This window comes from Aeromicrobium stalagmiti (assembly GCF_013283745.1).
GTDB classification, from domain to species: Bacteria; Actinomycetota; Actinomycetes; order Propionibacteriales; family Nocardioidaceae; genus Aeromicrobium; species Aeromicrobium stalagmiti.
In genome coordinates, this window is record NZ_JABSTZ010000003.1 from 127,947 (window position 1) to 147,307 (window position 19,361).

25 protein-coding genes are annotated in these 19,361 nt (G+C 69.9%); 10 read left to right on the forward strand and 15 right to left on the reverse strand.

Features of this window, described 5'->3' with window-relative positions:
- Positions 1-68 precede the first annotated feature (68 nt).
- Entirely contained in the window at positions 69-428 is a 360-nt protein-coding gene (locus tag HQK15_RS13045) for an FKBP-type peptidyl-prolyl cis-trans isomerase (protein WP_173491920.1), read from the reverse strand.
- 41 nt (positions 429-469) lie between these two features.
- Between HQK15_RS13045 and HQK15_RS13050 the strand changes: the two genes are divergently transcribed.
- Positions 470-1,516, forward strand: coding sequence for a zinc-dependent alcohol dehydrogenase family protein (locus tag HQK15_RS13050; protein WP_173491921.1), 1,047 nt, complete (start codon positions 470-472; stop codon positions 1,514-1,516).
- Here HQK15_RS13050 and HQK15_RS13055 read toward each other — a convergent pair.
- The 4 genes from HQK15_RS13055 to HQK15_RS13070 form a co-directional block, all read right to left on the reverse strand.
- Positions 1,506-1,823, reverse strand: coding sequence for a DUF952 domain-containing protein (locus tag HQK15_RS13055; RefSeq protein WP_173491922.1), 318 nt, complete (start codon positions 1,821-1,823; stop codon positions 1,506-1,508). The genes HQK15_RS13050 and HQK15_RS13055 overlap by 11 nt on opposite strands.
- Before the next feature lie 10 nt (positions 1,824-1,833).
- A complete protein-coding gene (locus HQK15_RS13060; protein WP_173491923.1) occupies positions 1,834-2,283 on the reverse strand; it encodes a MarR family winged helix-turn-helix transcriptional regulator in 450 nt (149 codons plus the stop codon).
- 79 nt (positions 2,284-2,362) lie between these two features.
- Positions 2,363-3,586, reverse strand: a complete 1,224-nt coding sequence (locus tag HQK15_RS13065; RefSeq protein WP_173491924.1) for an acyl-CoA dehydrogenase family protein — start codon at positions 3,584-3,586, stop codon at positions 2,363-2,365.
- A 14-nt stretch (positions 3,587-3,600) separates the two neighbouring features.
- The gene (locus HQK15_RS13070; RefSeq protein WP_367649172.1) at positions 3,601-4,917 is read right to left on the reverse strand and encodes an acyl-CoA dehydrogenase family protein; all 1,317 of its coding nucleotides are present in this window, start codon (positions 4,915-4,917) and stop codon (positions 3,601-3,603) included.
- Positions 4,918-5,095: 178 nt separating this feature from the next.
- Here HQK15_RS13070 and def point away from each other — a divergent pair, with 178 nt between their 5' ends.
- Positions 5,096-5,707 (forward strand): peptide deformylase, encoded by a 612-nt coding sequence (gene def, locus HQK15_RS13075; RefSeq protein WP_367649173.1) that lies wholly within the window; start codon positions 5,096-5,098, stop codon positions 5,705-5,707.
- A 13-nt stretch (positions 5,708-5,720) separates the two neighbouring features.
- On the opposite strand, the gene HQK15_RS13080 is transcribed toward def, so the two are convergent.
- Positions 5,721-6,221, reverse strand: a complete 501-nt coding sequence (locus tag HQK15_RS13080; protein ID WP_173491926.1) for a ribosomal protein L7/L12 — start codon at positions 6,219-6,221, stop codon at positions 5,721-5,723.
- Positions 6,222-6,294: 73 nt separating this feature from the next.
- Between HQK15_RS13080 and HQK15_RS13085 the strand changes: the two genes are divergently transcribed.
- Positions 6,295-7,197, forward strand: a complete 903-nt coding sequence (locus tag HQK15_RS13085) for a DUF5343 domain-containing protein (RefSeq protein ID WP_173491927.1) — start codon at positions 6,295-6,297, stop codon at positions 7,195-7,197.
- On the opposite strand, the gene HQK15_RS13090 is transcribed toward HQK15_RS13085, so the two are convergent.
- The gene (locus HQK15_RS13090; protein WP_173491928.1) at positions 7,184-7,987 is read right to left on the reverse strand and encodes a TrmH family RNA methyltransferase; all 804 of its coding nucleotides are present in this window, start codon (positions 7,985-7,987) and stop codon (positions 7,184-7,186) included. The genes HQK15_RS13085 and HQK15_RS13090 overlap by 14 nt on opposite strands.
- 18 nt (positions 7,988-8,005) lie before the next feature.
- On the opposite strand from HQK15_RS13090, the gene HQK15_RS13095 reads away from it, so the two are divergent.
- Positions 8,006-8,533, forward strand: a complete 528-nt coding sequence (locus HQK15_RS13095; RefSeq protein ID WP_173491929.1) for a YbhB/YbcL family Raf kinase inhibitor-like protein — start codon at positions 8,006-8,008, stop codon at positions 8,531-8,533.
- A gap of 12 nt (positions 8,534-8,545) precedes the next feature.
- On the opposite strand, the gene HQK15_RS19135 is transcribed toward HQK15_RS13095, so the two are convergent.
- The gene (locus HQK15_RS19135; RefSeq protein WP_173491930.1) at positions 8,546-9,058 is read right to left on the reverse strand and encodes a lytic transglycosylase domain-containing protein; all 513 of its coding nucleotides are present in this window, start codon (positions 9,056-9,058) and stop codon (positions 8,546-8,548) included.
- A gap of 13 nt (positions 9,059-9,071) precedes the next feature.
- Here HQK15_RS19135 and HQK15_RS18890 point away from each other — a divergent pair, with 13 nt between their 5' ends.
- Positions 9,072-9,206: a hypothetical protein gene (locus tag HQK15_RS18890; RefSeq protein ID WP_302477619.1), complete on the forward strand. Its 135-nt coding sequence runs from the start codon at positions 9,072-9,074 to the stop codon at positions 9,204-9,206.
- A gap of 221 nt (positions 9,207-9,427) precedes the next feature.
- Here HQK15_RS18890 and HQK15_RS13105 read toward each other — a convergent pair whose 3' ends face one another.
- From HQK15_RS13105 to HQK15_RS13115, 3 genes are read right to left on the reverse strand one after another with little or no spacing between them, the layout of a single operon-like run.
- Positions 9,428-10,543, reverse strand: a complete 1,116-nt coding sequence (locus HQK15_RS13105) for an SPFH domain-containing protein (RefSeq protein ID WP_173491931.1) — start codon at positions 10,541-10,543, stop codon at positions 9,428-9,430.
- Positions 10,543-11,016 carry an NfeD family protein gene (locus HQK15_RS13110; RefSeq protein WP_173491932.1) on the reverse strand — a complete coding sequence of 158 codons (474 nt, stop codon included), beginning with the start codon at positions 11,014-11,016 and terminating at the stop codon, positions 10,543-10,545. Before HQK15_RS13110 ends, HQK15_RS13105 begins: the two co-directional genes overlap by 1 nt.
- Complete coding sequence (locus HQK15_RS13115) at positions 11,013-11,852, reverse strand: ABC transporter ATP-binding protein (protein ID WP_173491933.1); 840 nt, start codon at positions 11,850-11,852, stop codon at positions 11,013-11,015. The genes HQK15_RS13110 and HQK15_RS13115 overlap by 4 nt, the downstream gene beginning before the upstream one ends.
- A gap of 80 nt (positions 11,853-11,932) precedes the next feature.
- Between HQK15_RS13115 and serB the strand changes: the two genes are divergently transcribed.
- Positions 11,933-13,138, forward strand: a complete 1,206-nt coding sequence (gene serB / locus HQK15_RS13120; RefSeq protein ID WP_173491934.1) for a phosphoserine phosphatase SerB — start codon at positions 11,933-11,935, stop codon at positions 13,136-13,138.
- Here serB and HQK15_RS13125 read toward each other — a convergent pair.
- On the reverse strand, positions 13,135-13,464 hold the full coding sequence (locus tag HQK15_RS13125; RefSeq protein WP_173491935.1) for an ArsR/SmtB family transcription factor: 330 nt from the start codon (positions 13,462-13,464) through the stop codon (positions 13,135-13,137). The two genes, serB and HQK15_RS13125, sit on opposite strands and share 4 nt — an antisense overlap.
- 86 nt (positions 13,465-13,550) lie before the next feature.
- Here HQK15_RS13125 and HQK15_RS13130 point away from each other — a divergent pair, with 86 nt between their 5' ends.
- Positions 13,551-14,756 (forward strand): MFS transporter, encoded by a 1,206-nt coding sequence (locus tag HQK15_RS13130; protein WP_173491936.1) that lies wholly within the window; start codon positions 13,551-13,553, stop codon positions 14,754-14,756.
- Between the two features lie 10 nt (positions 14,757-14,766).
- Here the strand turns inward: HQK15_RS13130 and HQK15_RS13135 are convergent, their stop codons facing one another.
- Positions 14,767-14,982, reverse strand: a complete 216-nt coding sequence (locus HQK15_RS13135) for a dodecin (RefSeq protein WP_173491937.1) — start codon at positions 14,980-14,982, stop codon at positions 14,767-14,769.
- A gap of 43 nt (positions 14,983-15,025) precedes the next feature.
- Between HQK15_RS13135 and HQK15_RS13140 the strand changes: the two genes are divergently transcribed.
- Both HQK15_RS13140 and HQK15_RS13145 read left to right on the forward strand, forming a co-directional pair.
- A complete protein-coding gene (locus HQK15_RS13140; protein WP_217361667.1) occupies positions 15,026-15,367 on the forward strand; it encodes a DUF3099 domain-containing protein in 342 nt (113 codons plus the stop codon).
- Entirely contained in the window at positions 15,360-15,554 is a 195-nt protein-coding gene (locus tag HQK15_RS13145; RefSeq protein ID WP_173491938.1) for an acetone carboxylase, read from the forward strand. Before HQK15_RS13140 ends, HQK15_RS13145 begins: the two co-directional genes overlap by 8 nt.
- Before the next feature lie 8 nt (positions 15,555-15,562).
- Here HQK15_RS13145 and moaA read toward each other — a convergent pair whose 3' ends face one another.
- Positions 15,563-16,549: a GTP 3',8-cyclase MoaA gene (moaA, locus tag HQK15_RS13150; protein ID WP_173491939.1), complete on the reverse strand. Its 987-nt coding sequence runs from the start codon at positions 16,547-16,549 to the stop codon at positions 15,563-15,565.
- Between the two features lie 69 nt (positions 16,550-16,618).
- Between moaA and HQK15_RS13155 the strand changes: the two genes are divergently transcribed.
- A complete protein-coding gene (locus HQK15_RS13155; RefSeq protein ID WP_173491940.1) occupies positions 16,619-17,401 on the forward strand; it encodes an SURF1 family cytochrome oxidase biogenesis protein in 783 nt (260 codons plus the stop codon).
- A 267-nt stretch (positions 17,402-17,668) separates the two neighbouring features.
- Here the strand turns inward: HQK15_RS13155 and HQK15_RS13160 are convergent, their stop codons facing one another.
- Positions 17,669-19,267 (reverse strand): ABC-F family ATP-binding cassette domain-containing protein, encoded by a 1,599-nt coding sequence (locus tag HQK15_RS13160; protein WP_173491941.1) that lies wholly within the window; start codon positions 19,265-19,267, stop codon positions 17,669-17,671.
- Positions 19,268-19,361: the final 94 nt, after the last annotated feature.

Here is a 19,361-nt window from a genome sequence, read left to right on the forward strand (position 1 = left end):
CGAGTGGCGCAGAAGTGGACGACACGCCGTCCATTTCTGCTGGTTCTGCGCCACTCGCGGGTTCGGGGTCAGACTCCGAGGAGGTCGATCACGAAGACGAGCGTCTTGCCCGAGAGGCGGTGTCCACCGCCGGCGGGGCCGTAGGCGAGCTCCGGCGGGCAGATGAGCTGGCGACGTCCGCCGACCTTCATGCCCGGGATGCCCTCCTGCCAGGCCTTGATCAGCTGCGGCAGCGGGAACTTCGCGGACTGGCCACGGTCCCAGGAGGCGTCGAACTGCTCGCCGGTGTCGAACTCGACGCCGACGTAGTGGACGTCCACGAGTCCGCCGGGAACGGCCTCGGGGCCGTCGCCGACGATCAGGTCGGTGATGGTGAGCTCGGTGGGCGCGGGGCCCTCGATGAAGTCGATTTCAGGCTTGTCAGTCATGGCTCGATCCTTCCACATGGCGCCACTGCAACAATGGGCCCATGCGTGCCACCGTCCTCCATGCCCCCCGTGACATCCGCCTCGACGACGTCGCCGATCCCGAGCTGCACGTCGACACCGACGCCATCGTGCGCGTCGTCGCGGCATGCGTGTGCGGGTCCGACCTGTGGCCCTACCGGGGCATCAACGACGTCAAGGAGCCCCTGCACATCGGCCACGAGTTCGTCGGCGTCGTCGAGCAGGTCGGCAGCGCAGTCTCGACGGTGCAGCCGGGTGACTTCGTCATCTCGCCGTTCACCTACTCCGACAACACGTGCGCCCTTTGCGAGCGCGGCGTCCACACGTCGTGCCGCAACGGGGGGTTCTGGGGCGCCCCCGACCGCGCCGGGCACCGCGTCGACGGCGGCCAGGGCGAGCTCGTCCGCGTGCCCCTCGCCGACGGCACGCTCGTCGCCACCCCGGGCGAGCCCGACGCCGCCCTCGTCCCCCACCTGCTGACCCTGTCCGACGTCTTCCCCACCGGCCACCACGCCGCGGTCCTCGCCGGTGTCACGGCGGGCAGCACCGTCGCGGTCGTCGGCGACGGGGCCGTTGGCCTGAGCGCAGTGTTGGCCGCCAAGCGGATCGGCGCCGGGCGGATCGTCGCCATGTCACGCCACGAGGACCGCCAGCGCGTCGCCACGAGCTTCGGTGCCGACGAGATCGTCTCGACCCGCGGCAAGGAGGGCGCCAAGGAGGTCCGCGAGATGCTCGACGGGATCGGCGCCGACTTCGTCCTCGAGTGCGTCGGCACCAACGACAGCTTCGCCCAGGCCATGCAGTGCGCGCGGCCGGGCGGTCGCGTCGGCTTCGTCGGCGTGCCGCACGGCGTCGAGGTCGACGTGCCGGGCATGTTCTACCGCAACATCGGCATCGCCGGTGGGGTGGCGCCCGTGCGGGCCTATCTCGAGGAGCTGCTGCCCGACGTGTGGTCCGGCGCGCTGACCCCCGGCGACGTGTTCGACCTCAGCCTGCCGCTCGACCAGGTCGCCGAGGGCTACCGCGCGATGGACGAGCGCCGCGCGATCAAGACGCTGCTCACGCTCTGAACGGCTCCGCGGCGACGACGGCATCGGTGTTGAGCGGTCCGTAGACGTGCGGGAAGGGCATCGCCTGCCCGGGGACGTCGTCGAGCTGCCACGGGGACGTCAGCAGGTCGGTGTCGATCGTCAGCAGGACGACGGGCTCGGTGACCTCGCCGTAGAACCGGTCGAACACGCCGTCGACCTGCTCGGCCTGCGAGCAGTGGATGAAGCCGACCTCGTCGAGACCCAGACCCAGGGTCGACACGGTGTAGGTGCCGGTGGCCTGCGCCGCGGACCAGGCGGGCTCGGTCGCCAGGTGGAAGATCCTCACGCTGCGTCGCTCAGAAGTCGCGCTCGGCGCGGTCGTTGAGGCGCGTCAGGCTGCGGGCGAACACCTCGACCTCCTCGGGCGTCCAGTCGTCGATCAGCGTCACGAGCCGCTCGTGGCTCTTGCGGCGGTACTCGGCGACCTTCGCCTGCGTCTCGGGCAGCGCGAGCAGCAGCTGGGCCCGCCCGTCGTCGGGGTCGGGCACACGTGTGATGAGGCCGATCCGCTCCATCGAGGCGATGGCCCGGCTCGCGGTCGACTTGTGCACGCCGAGCTCCTCGGCGAGCTCGGACCCACGGATGCCCTCGGGCGAGTCGCAGATCGACAGCAGGAAGGTGAACATCCCGTAGTCGAGCTTGGGGTGGATCTCCCCCAGGGTGCGCAGGCTGCGGGCGCGGACCCGGCGGATGAATCGGGTCAGCTCGAAGTCGACGTCGAGGCCGGCTGGGAGTTCACTCGTCATGCATGAACCCTATAGAACGACACCGCACTCCCCGTGCAGGACGGGGAGTGCGGCGGCGGACAGGGTGCGGGAGGGACGCTCAGCGCAGCTGTGCCGAGCTGAGGTTGAGCAGACGACGCGCCACGATCAGCTGCTGGATCTGCTGCGTCCCCTCGAAGATGTCGAGGATCTTGGAGTCGCGCGACCACTTCTCCACCAGCTCATTCTCGCTGTAGCCCAGCGTGCCGGCCAGCTCGACGCACCGCAGGGTGATGTCGTTGCCGACGCGGCCGGCCTTGGCCTTGGCCATCGACGCCTCCATCGAGTTGGGCTTGCGGTTGTCCGCGAGCCACGCGGCCTCGAGGGTCAGCAGCAGCGCTGCCTCCCAGTCGGCCTCCATCGCGATGAACGTCGCGGCCGCGTAGGACTGCGTCTGCGCGGGACGGTCGTAGTCGATGACGACTCCGGCCTTCGCGAGCATCTCGCGGGTGTCCTCGAGGGCCGCCCGCGCGCAGCCGACGGCCATGCCGGCGACCAACGGACGCGTGTTGTCGAACGTCGCCATCGCGCCGGCGAAGCCCTGCTTGACGTCGATCTCCGGGTTGCCCAGGAGGTTCTCGGCCGGCACGCGGCAGTTCTCGAGCAGGATGACGGCCGTGTCGGACGCGCGGATGCCGAGCTTGTGCTCCAGTCGCTCGACCCGGATGCCGGGCAGGCTCTTGGGCACCAGGAACGACTTGATCGCCGCGCGGCCGAGGCTCTTGTCGAGCGTCGCCCACACCACGACGGAGTCGGCCCGCTCGCCCGACGTGACGTAGATCTTCTCGCCGTTGAGGATGTAGGCGTCGCCGTCCTTGACCGCGGTCGTGGTGATGGCGGCGGAGTCCGAGCCGGTCGAGGGCTCGGTGATCGCCATCGCGGCCCACGTGCCCTTGAAGCGCTCGAGCTGCTCGTCGTTGGCGACGGACGCGATGGCGGAGTTGCCGAGTCCCTGGCGGGGCATCGACAGCAGCAGGCCCACGTCGGCCCAGCACATCTCGATGATGGAGAGGACCGACGACATGTTGGTGCCGTTCTTGACCTTGCCCTTGCCGGCCTGGTCGTCCTTCTCGTCGCGGCTGCCGACCGCGCTGGCACCGGCGCCCTGGCCCTGGCCGGAGTCGCCCATGCCGTCGACGAGGGACGCGAGGAGGTCGAGCTCCTTGGGGTAGGAGTGCTCGGCGAGGTCGTACTTGCGGGAGTTGGCGCGGAGGAACTCCTCGGCGACCTGGTGGGCCTGCTTGATGAACGGCCGGAACTTGCGGGGTGTCTCGAGATTGATCATGACTGTGTCCGCCCTCAGACGAGGACTGCTCCTTCCATCAGGCCGACGGCCCGCAGGTCGCGGTACCACCGCTCCACCGGGTGCTCCTTGACGAAGCCGTGTCCACCGAGCAGCTGGACGCCGTCGGTGCCGATCTTCATGCCGTATTCCGAGGTGAGACGGCGGGCCAGCGCGACCTCGCGGGCGAAGTCGAGGCCCTGCTCGGCGCGCGAGGCGGCCTTGAGGGTCACCAGGCGCATGCCCTCGAGCTCGATCGCGATGTTGGCGACCATGAACGCGACTGCCTGCCGGTGCGCGATGGGCTCGCCGAACGCCGAGCGCGTCTTGACGTAGTCGGACACGTAGTCGAGCACGGCGCGGCCGGTGCCGAGCGCGAGACCGGCCCACGCCAGGCGCGACAGCCGGATGCACTCGCGGTAGTCGGCGGCGTCGCCGTCGCCGAGGATCGCGTCGGCCGAGACCTCGACGTCCTGCAGGATCAGGCGGCTCAGCCCGGCGGCGCGCAGACCCATGCTCGGGTCGGCCTCGATCGTCACGCCGGCGGTGCTGGACTCGACGAGCACGAGGGTCGGGCCCTGGCCCTCGACGTCGACACCGACGACGAAGAGCTCGGCCTCGCTGCCGCGGACGACGCCGGACTTGACGCCGTTGAGCACGTACCCGCTCTCGGTCTTGACCGCGGTGGTCTGCAGCTCGAACGGGTCGAACAGTGCCCGCGGCTCGGCGATCGCCAGGGCGGACGCCGGGATGTCGTCGCCGGCGAAGTCGGGCAGGTAGGTCTGCTGCTGGGCGTCGGAGCCCCACAGCGAGATCGCGGTGGCGACGGCCGCGGGTGCCAGGCAGGCGACGGCCTGGCCCATGTCGCCCTCGGCCAGTGCCTCGGCGACCAGGACGCCGGTGACGGCCGAGCGGTCCTCGGACAGCCCGCCGAGGCTCTCGGGGATGTTGAGCAGCGTCAGGCCGAACTCGCTGGTCTGCGCGAGCACCTCCTTGGAGGTGTCGTTGACGTTCTCGGCGTCGGACGCCGCGGGACGCAGCACCTCGGCCGAGAACTCCTTGATGACACCGACGATCATCTGCTGGTCCTCGGTCGGCTCGAGGTCGAACACGCCGCTGTCGGACGTCCGCGCGAGGCGGGTCGGCTTGCCGCTGCCCTTGACGCGCTTGAAGACGCGACCGGAGGCACCGGCGACGCGGAAGCCGCTCTTGGCTCCCTCGTACACGGCCTTCTCGGTCGTCTTGCGCAGCTTGAGCTTGTCGATGGTCGGCGAGCTGGCGATGCGGTTGAGCACCGCCAGGCCGATGCCCATGGGATCTCGACGAGTGGCCACAGGAACTCCTAGGACTATGACTCGGGTTGGACTTGGTTGCCCACCACGCCCAAAGTGTAACTCTCAGTTGCACTTCGAGATACCCATGGTATTCCACCTCACATCCAGGGGCCAGCACCCTGCCCAACTTCTCGGGCTGGATAACCTTGGGGCTCCACGCCCCAAGGAGTTCGTTCACGTGTCCAGCACCGTCTCGCAGTCCCGTCCCCTGCCCGATGGAGGCGCCGTCCGCCCCATCACGCGCTGGGGCACCCCGGTGATGCACCACGAGCTGGCCGACGTCACCGACTTCGGCGACGAGCTGCAGACCCTGGTCCGCGACATGGTCGCCACGATGTATGCGGCACGCGGCGTCGGCCTTGCCGCCAACCAGGTCGGCGTCGACCTCAAGGTCTTCGTGTTCGACTGCCCCGACGACGACAACGTCCAGGTCACCGGCGTGGTCTGCAACCCCGTCCTGACCCTCCCGGAAGGCCGAGAGCGCAACCTCGAGGACGATGACGAGGGCTGCCTCTCGCTGCCCGGCGCGTTCACGGGCTGCGCGCGGCCCGACCTGGCCCACGTCTCAGGCGTCGACGAGCACGGTGACCCGGTCGAGTTCCACGGCACCGGCCTGCTCGCACGCTGCCTGCAGCACGAGACCGACCACCTGTTCGGCACCGTCTTCGGGGACCGGGTGCCGGAGCGCGCCCGCAAGAAGCTCTACAAGCAGCACCAGGAGCTGGCCGACAACTACCCCGACGACTGGCCCGTCACGATCCTCGTCGACGATGACGTCATCGAGCGCTGACGGACCTCGCTGATCAGTCGACGCCGAGCGCGTCCACGTAGGCCTTGGCCTCGGCCAGGCCCCACCCCGTCTGCTCGCGCACGTGCTTGATCGCGGTGATCGCGCCCGAGGTCCGCGCGATCGCCCGTGCCTCGATGGCGAGGTCGTCGAGGCCGGCACCGGAGAGATCTGTGCCGGAGAGATCCGTGCCAGACGTCGCCGGCGGAGCCGACGCGCGTGCGTCCGGCGGGCCTGCAGCTGCTGCTGCGGGGTCCCAGCTCTCGACCCAGTCCTTCGACTCCTTCAGGGTCAGGCCCGTGGCGGTGCGCAGGACCTTGATGGCCTGGATCTTCTTGTCCTGGGCAATCAGGTCCGAGATCGACCGGATCGTCTCGGCGTCGAGCCTGACGCTGGTCGCCGGACGGGCCACCCCCGTCGTGGGGGTGGTGCGCATCGTCCGACTGAGCACGAACGCGACCACCACCAGCACCACGAGCACGATGACCACGACTTCGAGGACGCCGAGAGAAGACATGACCTCACCCTAGGGTGCGCGAATCGCGACTCGATAGATTGGCCTCTCCACCACTCGGCCCCAGGGGAGATCAATGCCGGGCATGCCCCACACGACGGTCCCGACGTCGATCCCCGTCGCGTTGAGGGCCGTGCAGGGGGCCACCGTGCCCGGCAAGGTGACGGGAGCGTTCCTGGAGTCCAACGGCGTCCCTGCCGGTGAGGGCAACCACCTGGTCGGCCTGCTGCGCGCCCTCGGCTTCGTCGACGGGGCGGGCCGCCCGACCCTCACGTGGAACCGCTATCGCCGCCCCGACCAGTCGGCCGTCGTGCTGGCGACCGCCGTCCGAGCCGCGTACGCACCCCTGTTCGAGCGTCACGCCGACGCCTACGCCCACTCCGCGACGACCCTCGCCAAGGTCGTGCGCCGTCACACCGAGTACGCCGAGCACCACGTCGAGCGCACCGCCGAGTGCTTCCTGGTGCTGTGCGCCTACGCGGACTTCTCCGTCCCCGTGCTCTCACCGGCGCGCGAGCCGTCCTCAGATGTCGTGCAGCTGACCACACGTGAGCGCCTGACCGCGGTGCGGCGCCTCGTCGCCGCCCACACCGAGGCGCTCGACTGCCTGCACCACGACCTCACCCGGCCCGCGTACGTCTCGGCCTGGAACGGCTTCGCGGCCATGGCCCTCACGATCCTCGCGGCCGGCGACTTCTCCGCGGCACGGGCCGTCAGGCCGTCGTGGAAGGGCGCGACCGTCGAGGACCTCTCGATGCACACCAGCGGCGCGCTGCTGCTGGAGATGCTGTCGCGGCTGGGGCTGTGCGACCTGGCCGAGGTCGATGACCTCGGCATCCTGCTGCAGCGCCGCCACGACTGCGCCCACCCGACGTTCTTCACCCCGACCCCCGACGAGGCGGCGATCTACCTCAGCGAGGTCGTGGCAGCCGCCCTGGTGCTGCTCGGCCGGACCCAGCAAGGGCCTACCGCGCCCTGAGCTCCCAGCACGCCACGGCGACGGACGACGCGACGTTGAGCGAGTCGATGTCGGCGGCCATCGGGATCGTCACGCGGTGGTCGGCGGCCTGCTCCCAGTGCGACGTGAGCCCATGGCCCTCCGACCCGACGACGAGGGCGAGGCGCTCCACGTCGTGGCCGACCTCGTCGATCGGCACCGAGTCGTCGGCCAGCGTCATGGCGTACGTCGTGTAGCCGGCGTCGCGCAGCAGGGACGGCGCGGCGTACCAGTCGTCGACCCGGGCGTAGGGCAGCCAGAACACCGAGCCCATCGACACCTTGATCGCGCGCCGGTAGAGCGGGTCGGCGCACCGCGGAGAAAGCAGCACCGCGTCGAAGCCGAGCGCCGCGACGCTGCGGAAGATCGCACCGACGTTGGTGTGGTCGGCGAGGTCCTCGACGACCACGACCCGCCGGGCGGCGGCGAGCACCGACTCCGGTGACGGCAGGTCGGGCCGCTCGAGGGCCGCGAGCGAGCCTCGGTGGACGTGGAACCCGGTCAGCTGCTCGATCGCGTCGTCGTCGAGCACGAAGCACGGCGCGTCGCTGGCGTCGAGGATGTCGGCGAGACCGTCGAGCCACCGCGGAGACATCAGGAACGACCGCGGCGTGTGCCCGGACTCGACGGCCCGCCGCACGACCTTCTCGCCCTCGGCGAGGAAGAGACCACGCTCGGACTCCAGCCTCAGACGCAGCTGGACGTCGCGCAGATCGGTGTAGTCGCGGAGCCGCGGATCGTCGAGGTCGTCGAGTCGTACGATCTGGGCCACCGGGCTAGCGTAGAGGGCATGAGCCTCGACCGACCCGTCACACCCGATCCCTACCCGCTGCTGCCCGCCACGGCCTCGTTCTCGGTGACGAGCGACGACGTGACCGACGGCCAGCCCCTCAAGGACGACCAGGTCAACGCGCACGGCGACACGTCGCCTCAGCTGTCGTGGAGCGGCGCCCCCGAGGGCACGAAGTCGTACGTCGTGACCTGCTTCGACCCTGACGCGCCGATCGTCTCCGGCTTCTGGCACTGGGTCGTCGCCGACATCCCGGCCGACGTCACCGAGCTGGCCGCAGGCGCCGGTGCGTCCGACGAGACCCTGCCGGGCGCGGCGTTCCACGTCCGCAACGACGGCGGCGGCCTCGGCTTCATGGGGGCTGCTCCCCCGGCCGGTGACCAGGTGCACCGCTACTTCTTCGTCGTGCACGCGGTCGGTGAGGAGACCCTCGGAGTCGACGGATCGGCCACTCCGGCCGTCGTCGGGTTCAACCTGGCGTTCAAGACCCTGGGCCGCGCGATCATCCACGGCACCTACGCCCACTGACCGCCTGCTCGGTCAGCCCCCCGCGAGGGCCGCGTAGCGGTTGGCCCCGTCCAGCACGCTGCGGACGTACGCGTCGGAGTGGTTGTAGGAGAACACCGCCTGTGTCCAGCCGGCGCCGGTCGTGAGATCGGCGCCGGACGCACACAGGTAGCGCCCGGCCGCGTAGGCCGCGTCGTAGATGTTGTGGGGGTCGGCCGTGCCGTCGTCGCTGCCGTCGGACTCCCACCGCTCCCACGTCGACGGGATGAACTGCATGGGCCCCATCGCGTGGTCCCACCGCTCGTCGCCGTGCCATCGCACGGACCTGGAGTCGGACCGGATGGCCGCGAGCCCGGCCGAGCCGTCGAGGGCGGGGCCGAGGACCTTGCGCGACGTCGTGCCGCCGGTGCGCAGCCGTGCACCGTCCGAGGTGCCGTGGCCCGACTCGACGCGGCCGATGCCGGCCAGCGTGGTCCAGCCCAGGCGGCACGCCGGGCTGTCGTCCGCGATCCGCAGCGACGCGGCGCCATAGGCGTCGACGGCCACCCGGCTGATCCCCGTGGATCGCGACACGTCGTCGACCCACGCGGCCGACACGCCGGACGACGACGGCTCGGCCCCGGCTGACTCGTCGTCCGGCCGCACCGGCGACATCGTCGTGGACGGCACGGGCGGGGCGGTCGGTGCGGGCTGAGCTGACGGTGCGGACCGACCTGGCTGGGCCGAGGTGGTCGTCTGCGGCCGCGCCGCGAAGGAGGCCACCGCGATCAGCGCCGCGACGCCGGCCAGCGCGACGGCGACCCCCAGCAGCAGCCCGGACGTCGACCGGTCGTCGTGGGAGTGGTCAGGGACGTCTCACCTCGGCAGTGCGAGGAGCCCGGGTCTGTCCCGGGACTCCTCGCCCAGCTCGACGGATCAGGCCTGCGGAGGCGTCCCGCCGGCCGGCGGGGGCGGCGGCGCCTGCTCCTGGGTCGGCAGGTCAGCAGCCGACGTGGCGGGGTTCTCGGCGGCCTTGGCGGCGTTGAGCGCCTCCTGGACGGCCTCGTTGGTCGCCGCGTCCTGCTCAGTGACGTCGTCCTCGATCTCCGAGTCGTAGTCGACGCGCGTCTTGCTGCCGCCGCCGTCCATCGGGATCGAGCCGATCGTGCCACCGAGGGTGCCCAGCGCCTTGGTGAGCTCGGCCGGGATGATCCAGGTCGTCGCGTTGTCGCCCTCGGCGATCTTCGGCAGCATCTGGAGGTACTGGTAGGACAGCAGCTTCTGGTCGGGGTTGCCGTCGTGGATCGCCTGGAAGACGGTCTGGATGGCCTGCGCCTCACCCTGGGCGCGCAGGATCTGCGCCTGACGGTCGGCCTGCGCGGTCAGGATCTGCGCCTGGCGCTCACCCTCGGCGGTGAGGATCGCCGACTGCTTCTGGCCCTCGGCCGTGAGGATCGCCGACTGGCGCTCACCCTCGGCAGTCAGGATCGCGGCGCGCTTGTTGCGCTCGGCGCGCATCTGCTGCTCCATCGCGTCGATGATCGACGGCGGCGGGTCGATGCCCTTGAGCTCGACACGGTTGACGCGGATGCCCCACTTGCCGGTCGCGGAGTCGAGCTCGCCGCGCAGGCCCGAGTTGATCTGGTCACGGCTGGTCAGCGCGTGCTCGAGCGTCATGCCACCGGTGATGTTGCGCAGCGTGGTCATCGTGAGCTGCTCGATGGCCTGGATGTAGTTGGCGATCTCGTACGTCGCGGCGACCGGGTCGGTCACCTGGAAGTAGATGACCGTGTCGATCGAGACGACCAGGTTGTCCTCGGTGATGACGGGCTGCGGCGGGAACGACACGACCTGCTCACGCAGGTCGATGACGTAGCGCACCTTATCGATGAACGGCATCACGATGTTCAGGCCGGCCGACAGGGTCGTGCGGTACTTGCCGAATCGCTCGACGATCCCCGATCGCGCCTGGGGCACGATCTTGACCGTCATCGAGACGACCACGATCGCCAGGACGGCGAGCAGGACGAGCACGATCAGTGCTGCGGACATCAGGACTCCTTGGAGACAGGTGTGGACTGGCTGGGAAGCGTGACGACGGCGGTGGCGCCGTCGATCTGGGTGACACGGACCTCGTGGCCGGTGTCGAACGTGCTGTCGTCGGACGCCCGTGCGGACCACAGCTCACCGTGGAGCTGCACGCGGCCGCCGAGCTTGGTGACCGGCTCGACGACGATCGCCGACGCGCCCACCAGGTTGGCGTGACCGGTGGTGAGGGTCGGCCCGGCGTGCAGCTTCGCGACGATCGAGGGCCGCACGAGGAACAGCAGCAGGAGCGACACGACGGCGAACAGCACGATCGCGAGCCACACCGGGCCGTTGAGGCCGGCGACGATCGCCGCGGCGAGTGCACCGACGGCGAACATCAGCAGCACGAGGTCGAGGCTGGCGAGCTCGACGAGGGCGAGGATCACCGCCAGACCGAGCCAGCTCGCCCATGCGTGGTCCTGGATCCACTCGATCATGTGCTCTCCCCTGAGTCCCCTGTGACGCGGCTGCGGTCGGCCCGTCGTCCGTATGCTGCCCGACGCGCCGCATAACGTCCACCGTCGTGGTCGAGCTGGATGCGCTGGCCGAAGGTCGCGCCGAGGTTGTCGGCGGTCAGCGTGGACGCGAGCGGTCCCTGTGCGACGACCCTGCCGTCGCGCATCATCAGCACGTGGGTGAAGCCGACCGGGATCTCCTCGACGTGGTGCGACACCATCACCAGGACGGGTGAGTCGTCGGCGTTCGAGAGCATCTCGAGGCTCGCGAGGAGGTCCTCGCGCGCGCCGAGGTCGAGCCCGGCGCCGGGCTCGTCGAGCAGCAGCAGCTCGGGGTCGGTCATGAGGGCACGGGCGATCAGCACGCGCTTGCGCTCACCCTCCGAGAGCGTCCCGAACGTCCGGCCGGCGAGCCCGGCGATGCCCCACTCCCCCATGATCTGCTTGGCGCGGAGGTGGTCCTGCTCGTCGTACTCCTCCTGCCAGCGGCCGGTCACGGCGTAGGCGGCCGACAGCACGGTGTCTCGCACCGACTCCGCCGGCGGGATGCGGTCGGCGATCTTGGTGCTCGTGTGGCCGATGCGGGTGCGGAGCTCGGCGACGACGACCTTGCCGAGCTTCTCGCCGAGGATCCGGACCTTGCCGGTGGTCGGGTGGAGGTGCGCGCCGATGATCTGCAGCAGCGTCGTCTTGCCGGCGCCGTTGGGACCGAGGACGACCCAGCGCTCGCCCTCGGCGACGGTCCAGCTGACGTCGTCGAGCAGCATCTTGCCGGGGCGCACCACGCTCACGTTCGAGAGCTCGAAAGCTGCAGACATGCACTCTCCTGGTCGACGTGCGGGGCGGTGGTGTCAACCTATCGCGACGACCATCAGCGTCAGCGATAGCCTCGGGTGCGATGACCGAGCCCGTGCCCACGTTGCACTTCACCGATCCCACCGTCCTCGTCACCCTCACGGGTCCTGACCAGAGCGGTGTGACGACGCGCCTCTTCGCCGATCTCGCGCCCTTCGGCGTCGAGGTCATCGACATCGAGCAGCTCGTCGTCCGCGGCCGCCTGATCCTCAGCGCCCTGCTGACGGTCCCCGACGACATGGCCGGGCTCGAGGCGACGGTCAACGCCGTCGGCGCGTCGTTCGGCCTCGAGGTGACCGTCGAGCACGGCACCGGCGACAACCGGGCCCGGCGTGTCGGTCGGTCCCAGGTCGTGGTGCTCGGCGCCCCGCTGCGACCGGCCGCGATGGCGGCGCTCGCCCAGCGCATCAAGGACGACGGCGGCAACATCGACCGCATCGTGCGGATGGCCCGCTATCCCGTGACGGCGATCCGCATGGAGGTCTCGGGCGCCGACCCCGACCAGCTGCAGGCCGATCTCGCCGCGGTCGCCTACGAGCAGGGCGTCGACGTCGCCGTGCAGGAGAACGGCATCCTGCGCCACGCGCAGCGCCTGGTCGTGATGGACGTCGACTCGACCCTCATCCAGGGCGAGGTCATCGAGATGATCGCCGCCCACGCCGGCTGCGAGGACGAGGTCGCGCGCATCACGGAGTCGGCCATGCGCGGCGAGCTCGACTTCGCCGAGTCGCTCCTGGCGCGCGTCGCGCTGCTGGAGGGCGTCGAGGCGGCCTCGCTCGACGCAGTCTACGACTCGCTGGCGTACGCGCCGGGCGCCCGCACGATGATCCGCACGCTCAAGCGTCTCGGCTACAAGTTCGCACTGGTCAGCGGCGGCTTCACGCACATCATCGAGAAGATCGCTGACGAGCTCGGCATCGACTACTACGCGGCCAACGAGCTCGAGGTCGTCGACGGACGCCTCACCGGTCGTGTGGTCGGGCGGATCGTCGACCGGGCCGGCAAGGCGGAGTCGCTGCGGGCGTTCGCCGAGGAGGCGCGCATCCCGGTCAAGAACACCGTGGCGATCGGCGACGGCGCCAACGACCTCGACATGCTGGCCGCCGCCGGACTGGGCATCGCGTTCAACGCCAAGCCTGTCGTGCGCGACCAGGCCCGCACCTCGGTCAACGTGCCCTATCTCGACGCCATCATCTACCTGCTCGGCATCACCCGCGAAGAGGTCGAGGCCGCAGACGCTGCGGACTAGCCGACGGGGTCGGTCCGCGCGCCCAGCACGGACTCGAGCAGCCCGGGGAACGCCTCGTCGAGCTCGCTCCGTCGCAGCGACAGCACCCGACGGCGTCCGTCGGGCTCGTTGCGGACGACGCCCGCCTCGCGCAGCACCTTCATGAGGTGTGACTTGGTCGACTTCGGCAGGTCGGGGTTGGTGGCGCCGCACTCGGCCATGCTGAGCGGACCGTCCGCCAGCTCGCGGACGATCTCGAGCCGCGCGGGATCGCTCAGCGCGAAGAGCACGTCGGTCAGGCGGACGTCCTCGATCGCCGGATGGGGAAGCGATGTGATGGCCGTCATGGTTCCATAATAGTTGAACCATCCTGGGATTCGCGTATCGTCGTCTCAGTTCCACTATTTTCGAACCGATCGAGCTCCGAGGCGCCATGTCGACCACCACCGAGACCACCCCGGTCCGCCGCACCACCGGCACCGCCGGGTTCGCGCTCGCCGTCCTGGCCGTGCTGGCCCTCATGGCCGGGGCCAGCGCCCCGTCGCCGTTCTATCCCGTGCTGCAGCAGGAGCTCGGCTTCTCGGCGGCCACGATGACCGGCATCTTCGCGGTCTACGCGGTCGCGCTGCTCGTGACGCTGCTGTTCGCCGGATCGGTCTCCGACCACCTCGGGCGCCGTCCCGTCGTGTCGGCAGGACTGATCGTCCTCGCCGTCAGCATGCTGGCGTTCTGGCACGCCGACAGCGTCTCGATGCTGTTCACCGCCCGTGTCGTCCAGGGCGTCGCCGCGGGGCTCCTGATGTCGTCGCTCTCGGCCATGGTCGTCGACCTGGAGCCGCCTCACCTCGCTGGCCTCGCCGCGACGCTCAACAGCGTCAGCCCCCTGGCCGGTCTGGCACTCGGGGCCCTGGCGTCCGGGCTGCTCATGGACCACACCTCGTCCGCCCTCGCGTGGGTGTTCGCGTCGCTGACGGCGCTGTTCGTCCTGCTGGCCGCCGTCGTGTGGCTGGTGCCCGAGACCGCTCCGCGCCAGGAGGGGCTGCTCAGCTCGCTGAAGCCCCGCGTGGGCATCCCGGCGGTGGCGCTGCCCGCGTTCCTGCGCAGCGCCCCCGCGCTGCTCGCCGGCTGGGCCACCGGAGGCCTCTACCTGTCGCTCGGCGCCCCTCTGGTCGCCCAGGAGCTCGGGCGGTCGCTGCACGTCGAGCAGGGCCTGGTCGTCACGGTGCTGACCGGCAGCGGGGCCGCCGCCTGCTTCGTCGTCCGCGGGTGGACGTCACGTCGCATCACGATCATCGGCACCGTCGCCCTGTCCGTCGGCACGGCGCTCACGCTCGCGGCGCTCGCCGCCGGGTCCTACGTCGGCTTCGTCGCCGCCGGGCTCGTCGCAGGCATCGGGTTCGGCATGAGCTTCCTCGGCATCATGCGATCCATCACCCCGCTCGCACCGCCGCACGAGCGCGGCGAGCTGTTCGCCTCGGTCTTCGTGATCAGCTACCTGGCGTTCGGCATCCCCGCGGTCGCGGCAGGCATCGCCGCGCCGCACATCGGGCTCGCCGAGACCACGTACGTCTACGGCGGCACCGTGGTGGTCCTGTCGGCCGTCGCGGCGCTGCTGCGCAGGTTCGCGTCGAACGACTGAGCCGTCGGGCCTACTCGTCGTCCTCGAGGCGGAAGCCGATCTTCATCGTCACCTGGTAGTGCGACACGTCGGTGTCCGTGATCTGGCCGCGGATGCCGGTGACCTCGAACCAGTCGAGGTGGCGCAGAGTCTTGCCAGCGCGCTTGATGCCGTTGTCGACGGCCTCGGTGACGCCGTCCGGGGAGGTGCCGACGATCTCGGTGATGCGGTATGTGCGGTCAGTCATGAGTCCATCATGCAGCCTGTGAGCAGCGACGTAGAGTAGTAGGGTGCCCGATTCTCGCGAACCACGTCAGCAGCAGGTCTTCTCGATCACGTCTGCCGCGGAGTCGCAGACCGACGATCGCATGCGGCGCGAGAAGCGTTATGCCATCTCGATGCTGGTCCGCACGCTGTGCTTCCTCGGTGGTGTCGTGCTGGTCATGCAGCCCATGCCCTGGGCCGTCGCCGGGTGGCTCATGTTCGTCGGTGCGGTCTTCCTGCCCTACGCCGCAGTGATCTTCGCCAACGCCGGTGTTCGCAAGAAGGGCGCGGGGCCCTCGCCGTTCGGGCCCGAGCCGGGCAAGCAGCTCGAGCCCGCGCCGCGCACTCCCCCGGTCAACGGTGTCTGACGACCTGATCTGCTCGGCCAAGGGGTGCACGGCCACCGCCCTGCACCAGGTCAAGTGGAACAACCCCAAGCTCCACACGCCTGACCGCCGCAAGGTCTGGCTGGCGTGCGACGAGCACGAGGAGTCGCTGCGCGCGTTCCTCGGCGCGCGCGGCTTCTTCAAGGAGACCGTGCCGGTCGACGCCTGAGCGGGCCGTCAGCCGCCGATGGCCGACATCGGTCGGGCCGACTGCAGGAACGTCGGGTCGTCGATGCCGTGACCCGGCAGCTTGGTCATCATGGCCGCTGCCCAACGCTCGGCGATCTCGTGATCGGTGGCGCCGGACCGCATCGCCTTGCGGAGGTCTGACTCGTCGCGGGCGAACAGGCAGTTCAGGATCTGGCCGTCGGCCGTGAGCCGGACGCGGTTGCAGTCGCCGCAGAACGGTCGCGTGACCGATCCGATGATGCCCACGGTGTGCGGTCCGTCGTCGATGCGGAACTTCTCGGCAGGCGCCGATCCTCGTCCGTCGAGGCCCGTGAGGGTGAAGTGCTCAGCCAGCAGCGACAGCGTCTCGTCGGCGGTGACCATCGCTTCACGGTTCCAGCCGTGCTGGGCGTCGAGCGGCATCTGCTCGATGAACCGCAGCTCGTAGCCCTGCTTCATGCACCAGCGGAGCAGGTCGGGCGCCTCGAGGTCGTTGATGCCGCGCAGCAGGACGGCGTTGACCTTGACCGGCCGCAGTCCCGCGTCGTGCGCGGCGGCCAGCCCGTCGATGACGTCGTGCAGGCGGTCGCGACGGGTGATCTTCTCGAACGTCGCCGGATCGGTCGTGTCGAGGCTGATGTTGACCCGGTCGAGGCCGGCCTCGGCCAGGGCGCGGGCGGTGTGCTTGAGACCGAGGCCGTTGGACGTCATGGCGGTGCGCGGGTTGGACGGCAGGGCCTTGGTGGCGGCGATGATCGCCGGCAGGCTGCGGCGCAGCAGCGGCTCGCCGCCGGTGAAGCGCACGTCGCGGATGCCGAGCACCTCGACGCCGATCGTGATGAGGCGCACCAGCTCGTCGTCGGTCAGCGTGTCCTCGGTGGGCAGCCAGTCGAGCCCCTCGGCCGGCATGCAGTACTGGCAGCGCAGGTTGCACCGATCGGTCAGCGAGACGCGCAGATCGGTGGCCACTCGCCCGTGTCCGTCGATCAGCTCCATACCCCCATCGTAGGCGCCCGGGCCCAGCCCGGCTGCCTCATCCTTGGGTCGTGCAACTACCGTCGTGGTGTGTACCGCTTCATGCTGAGCGCACGGTGGATCGGTTTTGCGGTCTTCGTGGTCCTGCTCGCCGCCGTCTGCACCCGTCTGGGCCTCTGGCAGATGCACAAGCTCGAGCTGCGGCTCGACCGCAACGACGTCATCACCCGGCACTTCACGACCGACCCCGTCGATCTCGCCGAGGCCCTTCCTGACGGAGCGGAGGTCGACCGCACCAGCGAGTGGACCCGCGTCCGGGCCACCGGCACGTACGACCTCGACCACCAGGTCACGGTGAAGTTCACGACCCGCGACGGGGCGCCCGGGGCCGACGTCGTCACGCCGCTCGTCCTCGACTCCGGCACGGCGGTCCTCGTCGACCGCGGGTGGATCGAGACGCAGAACAACGTGACACGCCCCGACGTGCCGGCTCCGCCGTCGGGCGAGGTCACGATCGAGGGCTGGCTCCGGCAGAACAACGGCGCCGGCGACGACGCCGTGGTGCCCCGCGACGGCCAGATCCGCGCCGTCTCGAGCGAGGGCATGGCCGACTTCGTGCCGTACGACCTCACCAACGGCTACGTGAACCTGCAGAAGGAGACCCCGGCGCCTGCCACTGCGCTCGAGGCAGAGCCGAAGCCCGAGCTCGGGCAGGGCCCGCACTTCTTCTACGCCCTGCAGTGGTGGTTCTTCGCGCTGCTGGCGGTCGTCGGCTACTTCTGGTTCGCCCGGGCCGAGGCCAAGGAGCGCCGCAACCCGACCCGCATCGACGGCTTCGCCGGTGAGCCCGACAGGACCCCCGCCACCACCTGACCCGGTCCCCGGGTCCACGGATCCTGAGACATTCAGGTCACCAGAACGGCCGAACGCCTCAAGACCCGGCAACGACCCACGAAGCCTGAGACATTCAGGTCACCAGAACGGCCAAACGCCTCAAGACCCGGCAACGACCCACGAAGCCTGAGACATTCAGGTCACCAGAACGGCCCAACGCCTCAAGACCCGTCAACGCCCCACGGATCCTGAGACATTCAGGTCACCAGAACGGCCGAATGCCTCAAGATCCGTCGGCGAGCGGGGTCAGGCCAGCGTGACGAGGTCGAGGTAGTCCTCGGACCAGAGATCCTCGTCGCCGTCGGGGAGCAGCAGGACCCGGTCGGGCTCGAGCGCGCGGACGGCCCCCTCGTCGTGCGAGACGAGCACGATGGCGCCCTCGTAGTTGCGGATCGCCCGCAGCACCTCTTCGCGTGACGCCGGGTCGAGGTTGTTGGTCGGCTCGTCGAGCAGCAGCACGTTGGCGCTGGAGACGATCAGGCTGGCCAGCGCCAGACGCGTCTTTTCACCGCCGGAGAGCACACCGGCGGGCTTCGACGTGTCGTCGCCGCTGAAGAGGAACGATCCCAGGACGCTGCGCGCCTCGGTGTCGGTGAGCTGCGGCGCCTGGGCCTGCATGTTCTCCAGCACGGTGCGCGAGGTGTCGAGCGTCTCGTGCTCCTGCGCGAAGTAGCCGATCTTGAGGCCGTGACCCGGGATGACCTCGCCGGAGTCCTGCTTGAGCGTGCCGGCCAGCATCCGGAGCAACGTCGTCTTGCCCGCACCGTTGAGGCCCAGGATGACGACCCGGCTGCCCTTGTCGATCGCGAGGTCGACGTCGAGGAAGATCTCCAGCGAGCCGTACGACTTCGAGAGTCCCTCGGCCATGAGCGGCGTCTTGCCGCACGGCGCAGGCTTCGGGAACTTGATGTTCGCGACCTTGTCCTGCACCCGCTCGCCCTCGAGCCCGGAGACGAGCTGCTCGGCACGGCGCAGCATCTGCTGGGCGGTCGAGGCCTTCGACGCCTTGGCGCGGAACTTGTTGGCCTGCGACGTCAGCGCGTCGGCCTTCTTGACGGCCAGGGCACGCTCGCGCTTGCGGCGGGCCTCGTCGGCCTCGCGCTGCTTGACGTACGACTTCCAGCCCATGTTGTAGATGTCGATCGTCGAGCGGTTGGCGTCGAGGTAGAGGACCTTGTTGACGGTCTCCTCGATCAGGTCGACGTCGTGGCTGATGATCACGATGCCGCCGCTGAACGACTTGAGGAACCCGCGCAGCCACGTGACCGAGTCGGCGTCGAGGTGGTTGGTCGGCTCGTCGAGCAGCAGCGTGTCGGCGTCGGAGAACAGGATGCGGGCGAGCTCGATGCGGCGTCGCTGACCACCCGAGAGCGTCGACAGCGGCTGCTCCAGCACCCGGTCGGGCAGACCCAGGGCGTGCGAGATCGTGGCGGCCTCGGACTCGGCCGCGTAGCCTCCACCTGCCCCGAAGGCCGTGTCGGCCCGCGTGTAGGCCTTCATGGCCTTCTCAGCGATGGCCGGGTCGGGCGAGCCCATGTCGATCTCGGCCTTGCGCATGGCGGTCAGCGCCTCGTCGAGGCCTCGGGCTCCGAGGATGCGGTCGCGGGCCGTCGTGGCGAGGTCGCCGGACTTGGGGTCCTGCGGGAGGTAGCCGATCTTGCCGGTCGACGTGATCGATCCCTCGGCGGGCTGGCCGTCGCCGGACAGCATGCGGGTCAGGGTCGTCTTGCCGGCGCCGTTGCGGCCGACGAGGCCGACCTTGTCGCCCTTGTCGACACGGAACGAGACGTCGGACATCAGGACGCGCGCGCCGAAGCGCAGCTCCACATTGGAGACGGTGAGCATGGAAGAACTTTCGGATATGGGTGAGTGGGGTCGACGGAGCATGACCTGCAGAGGCAGGGCTCGACGTCATTCCCGCTGGTAGAAGCTCACTCCC

What these genes read in the sequence shown, in the direction of transcription:
- HQK15_RS13045 (WP_173491920.1), bottom strand. Translation starts at nt 428, where the DNA reads ATGACTGACAAGCCTGAAATCGACTTCATCGAGGGCCCCGCGCCCACC.
- HQK15_RS13050 (WP_173491921.1), top strand. Translation starts at nt 470, where the DNA reads ATGCGTGCCACCGTCCTCCATGCCCCCCGTGACATCCGCCTCGACGAC.
- HQK15_RS13060 (WP_173491923.1), bottom strand. Translation starts at nt 2,283, where the DNA reads ATGACGAGTGAACTCCCAGCCGGCCTCGACGTCGACTTCGAGCTGACC.
- HQK15_RS13065 (WP_173491924.1), bottom strand. Translation starts at nt 3,586, where the DNA reads ATGATCAATCTCGAGACACCCCGCAAGTTCCGGCCGTTCATCAAGCAG.
- HQK15_RS13080 (WP_173491926.1), bottom strand. Translation starts at nt 6,221, where the DNA reads ATGTCTTCTCTCGGCGTCCTCGAAGTCGTGGTCATCGTGCTCGTGGTG.
- HQK15_RS13085 (WP_173491927.1), top strand. Translation starts at nt 6,295, where the DNA reads ATGCCGGGCATGCCCCACACGACGGTCCCGACGTCGATCCCCGTCGCG.
- HQK15_RS13095 (WP_173491929.1), top strand. Translation starts at nt 8,006, where the DNA reads ATGAGCCTCGACCGACCCGTCACACCCGATCCCTACCCGCTGCTGCCC.
- HQK15_RS13105 (WP_173491931.1), bottom strand. Translation starts at nt 10,543, where the DNA reads ATGTCCGCAGCACTGATCGTGCTCGTCCTGCTCGCCGTCCTGGCGATC.
- HQK15_RS13110 (WP_173491932.1), bottom strand. Translation starts at nt 11,016, where the DNA reads ATGATCGAGTGGATCCAGGACCACGCATGGGCGAGCTGGCTCGGTCTG.
- HQK15_RS13115 (WP_173491933.1), bottom strand. Translation starts at nt 11,852, where the DNA reads ATGTCTGCAGCTTTCGAGCTCTCGAACGTGAGCGTGGTGCGCCCCGGC.
- serB (WP_173491934.1), top strand. Translation starts at nt 11,933, where the DNA reads ATGACCGAGCCCGTGCCCACGTTGCACTTCACCGATCCCACCGTCCTC.
- HQK15_RS13125 (WP_173491935.1), bottom strand. Translation starts at nt 13,464, where the DNA reads ATGACGGCCATCACATCGCTTCCCCATCCGGCGATCGAGGACGTCCGC.
- HQK15_RS13130 (WP_173491936.1), top strand. Translation starts at nt 13,551, where the DNA reads ATGTCGACCACCACCGAGACCACCCCGGTCCGCCGCACCACCGGCACC.
- HQK15_RS13135 (WP_173491937.1), bottom strand. Translation starts at nt 14,982, where the DNA reads ATGACTGACCGCACATACCGCATCACCGAGATCGTCGGCACCTCCCCG.
- moaA (WP_173491939.1), bottom strand. Translation starts at nt 16,549, where the DNA reads ATGGAGCTGATCGACGGACACGGGCGAGTGGCCACCGATCTGCGCGTC.
- HQK15_RS13160 (WP_173491941.1), bottom strand. Translation starts at nt 19,267, where the DNA reads ATGCTCACCGTCTCCAATGTGGAGCTGCGCTTCGGCGCGCGCGTCCTG.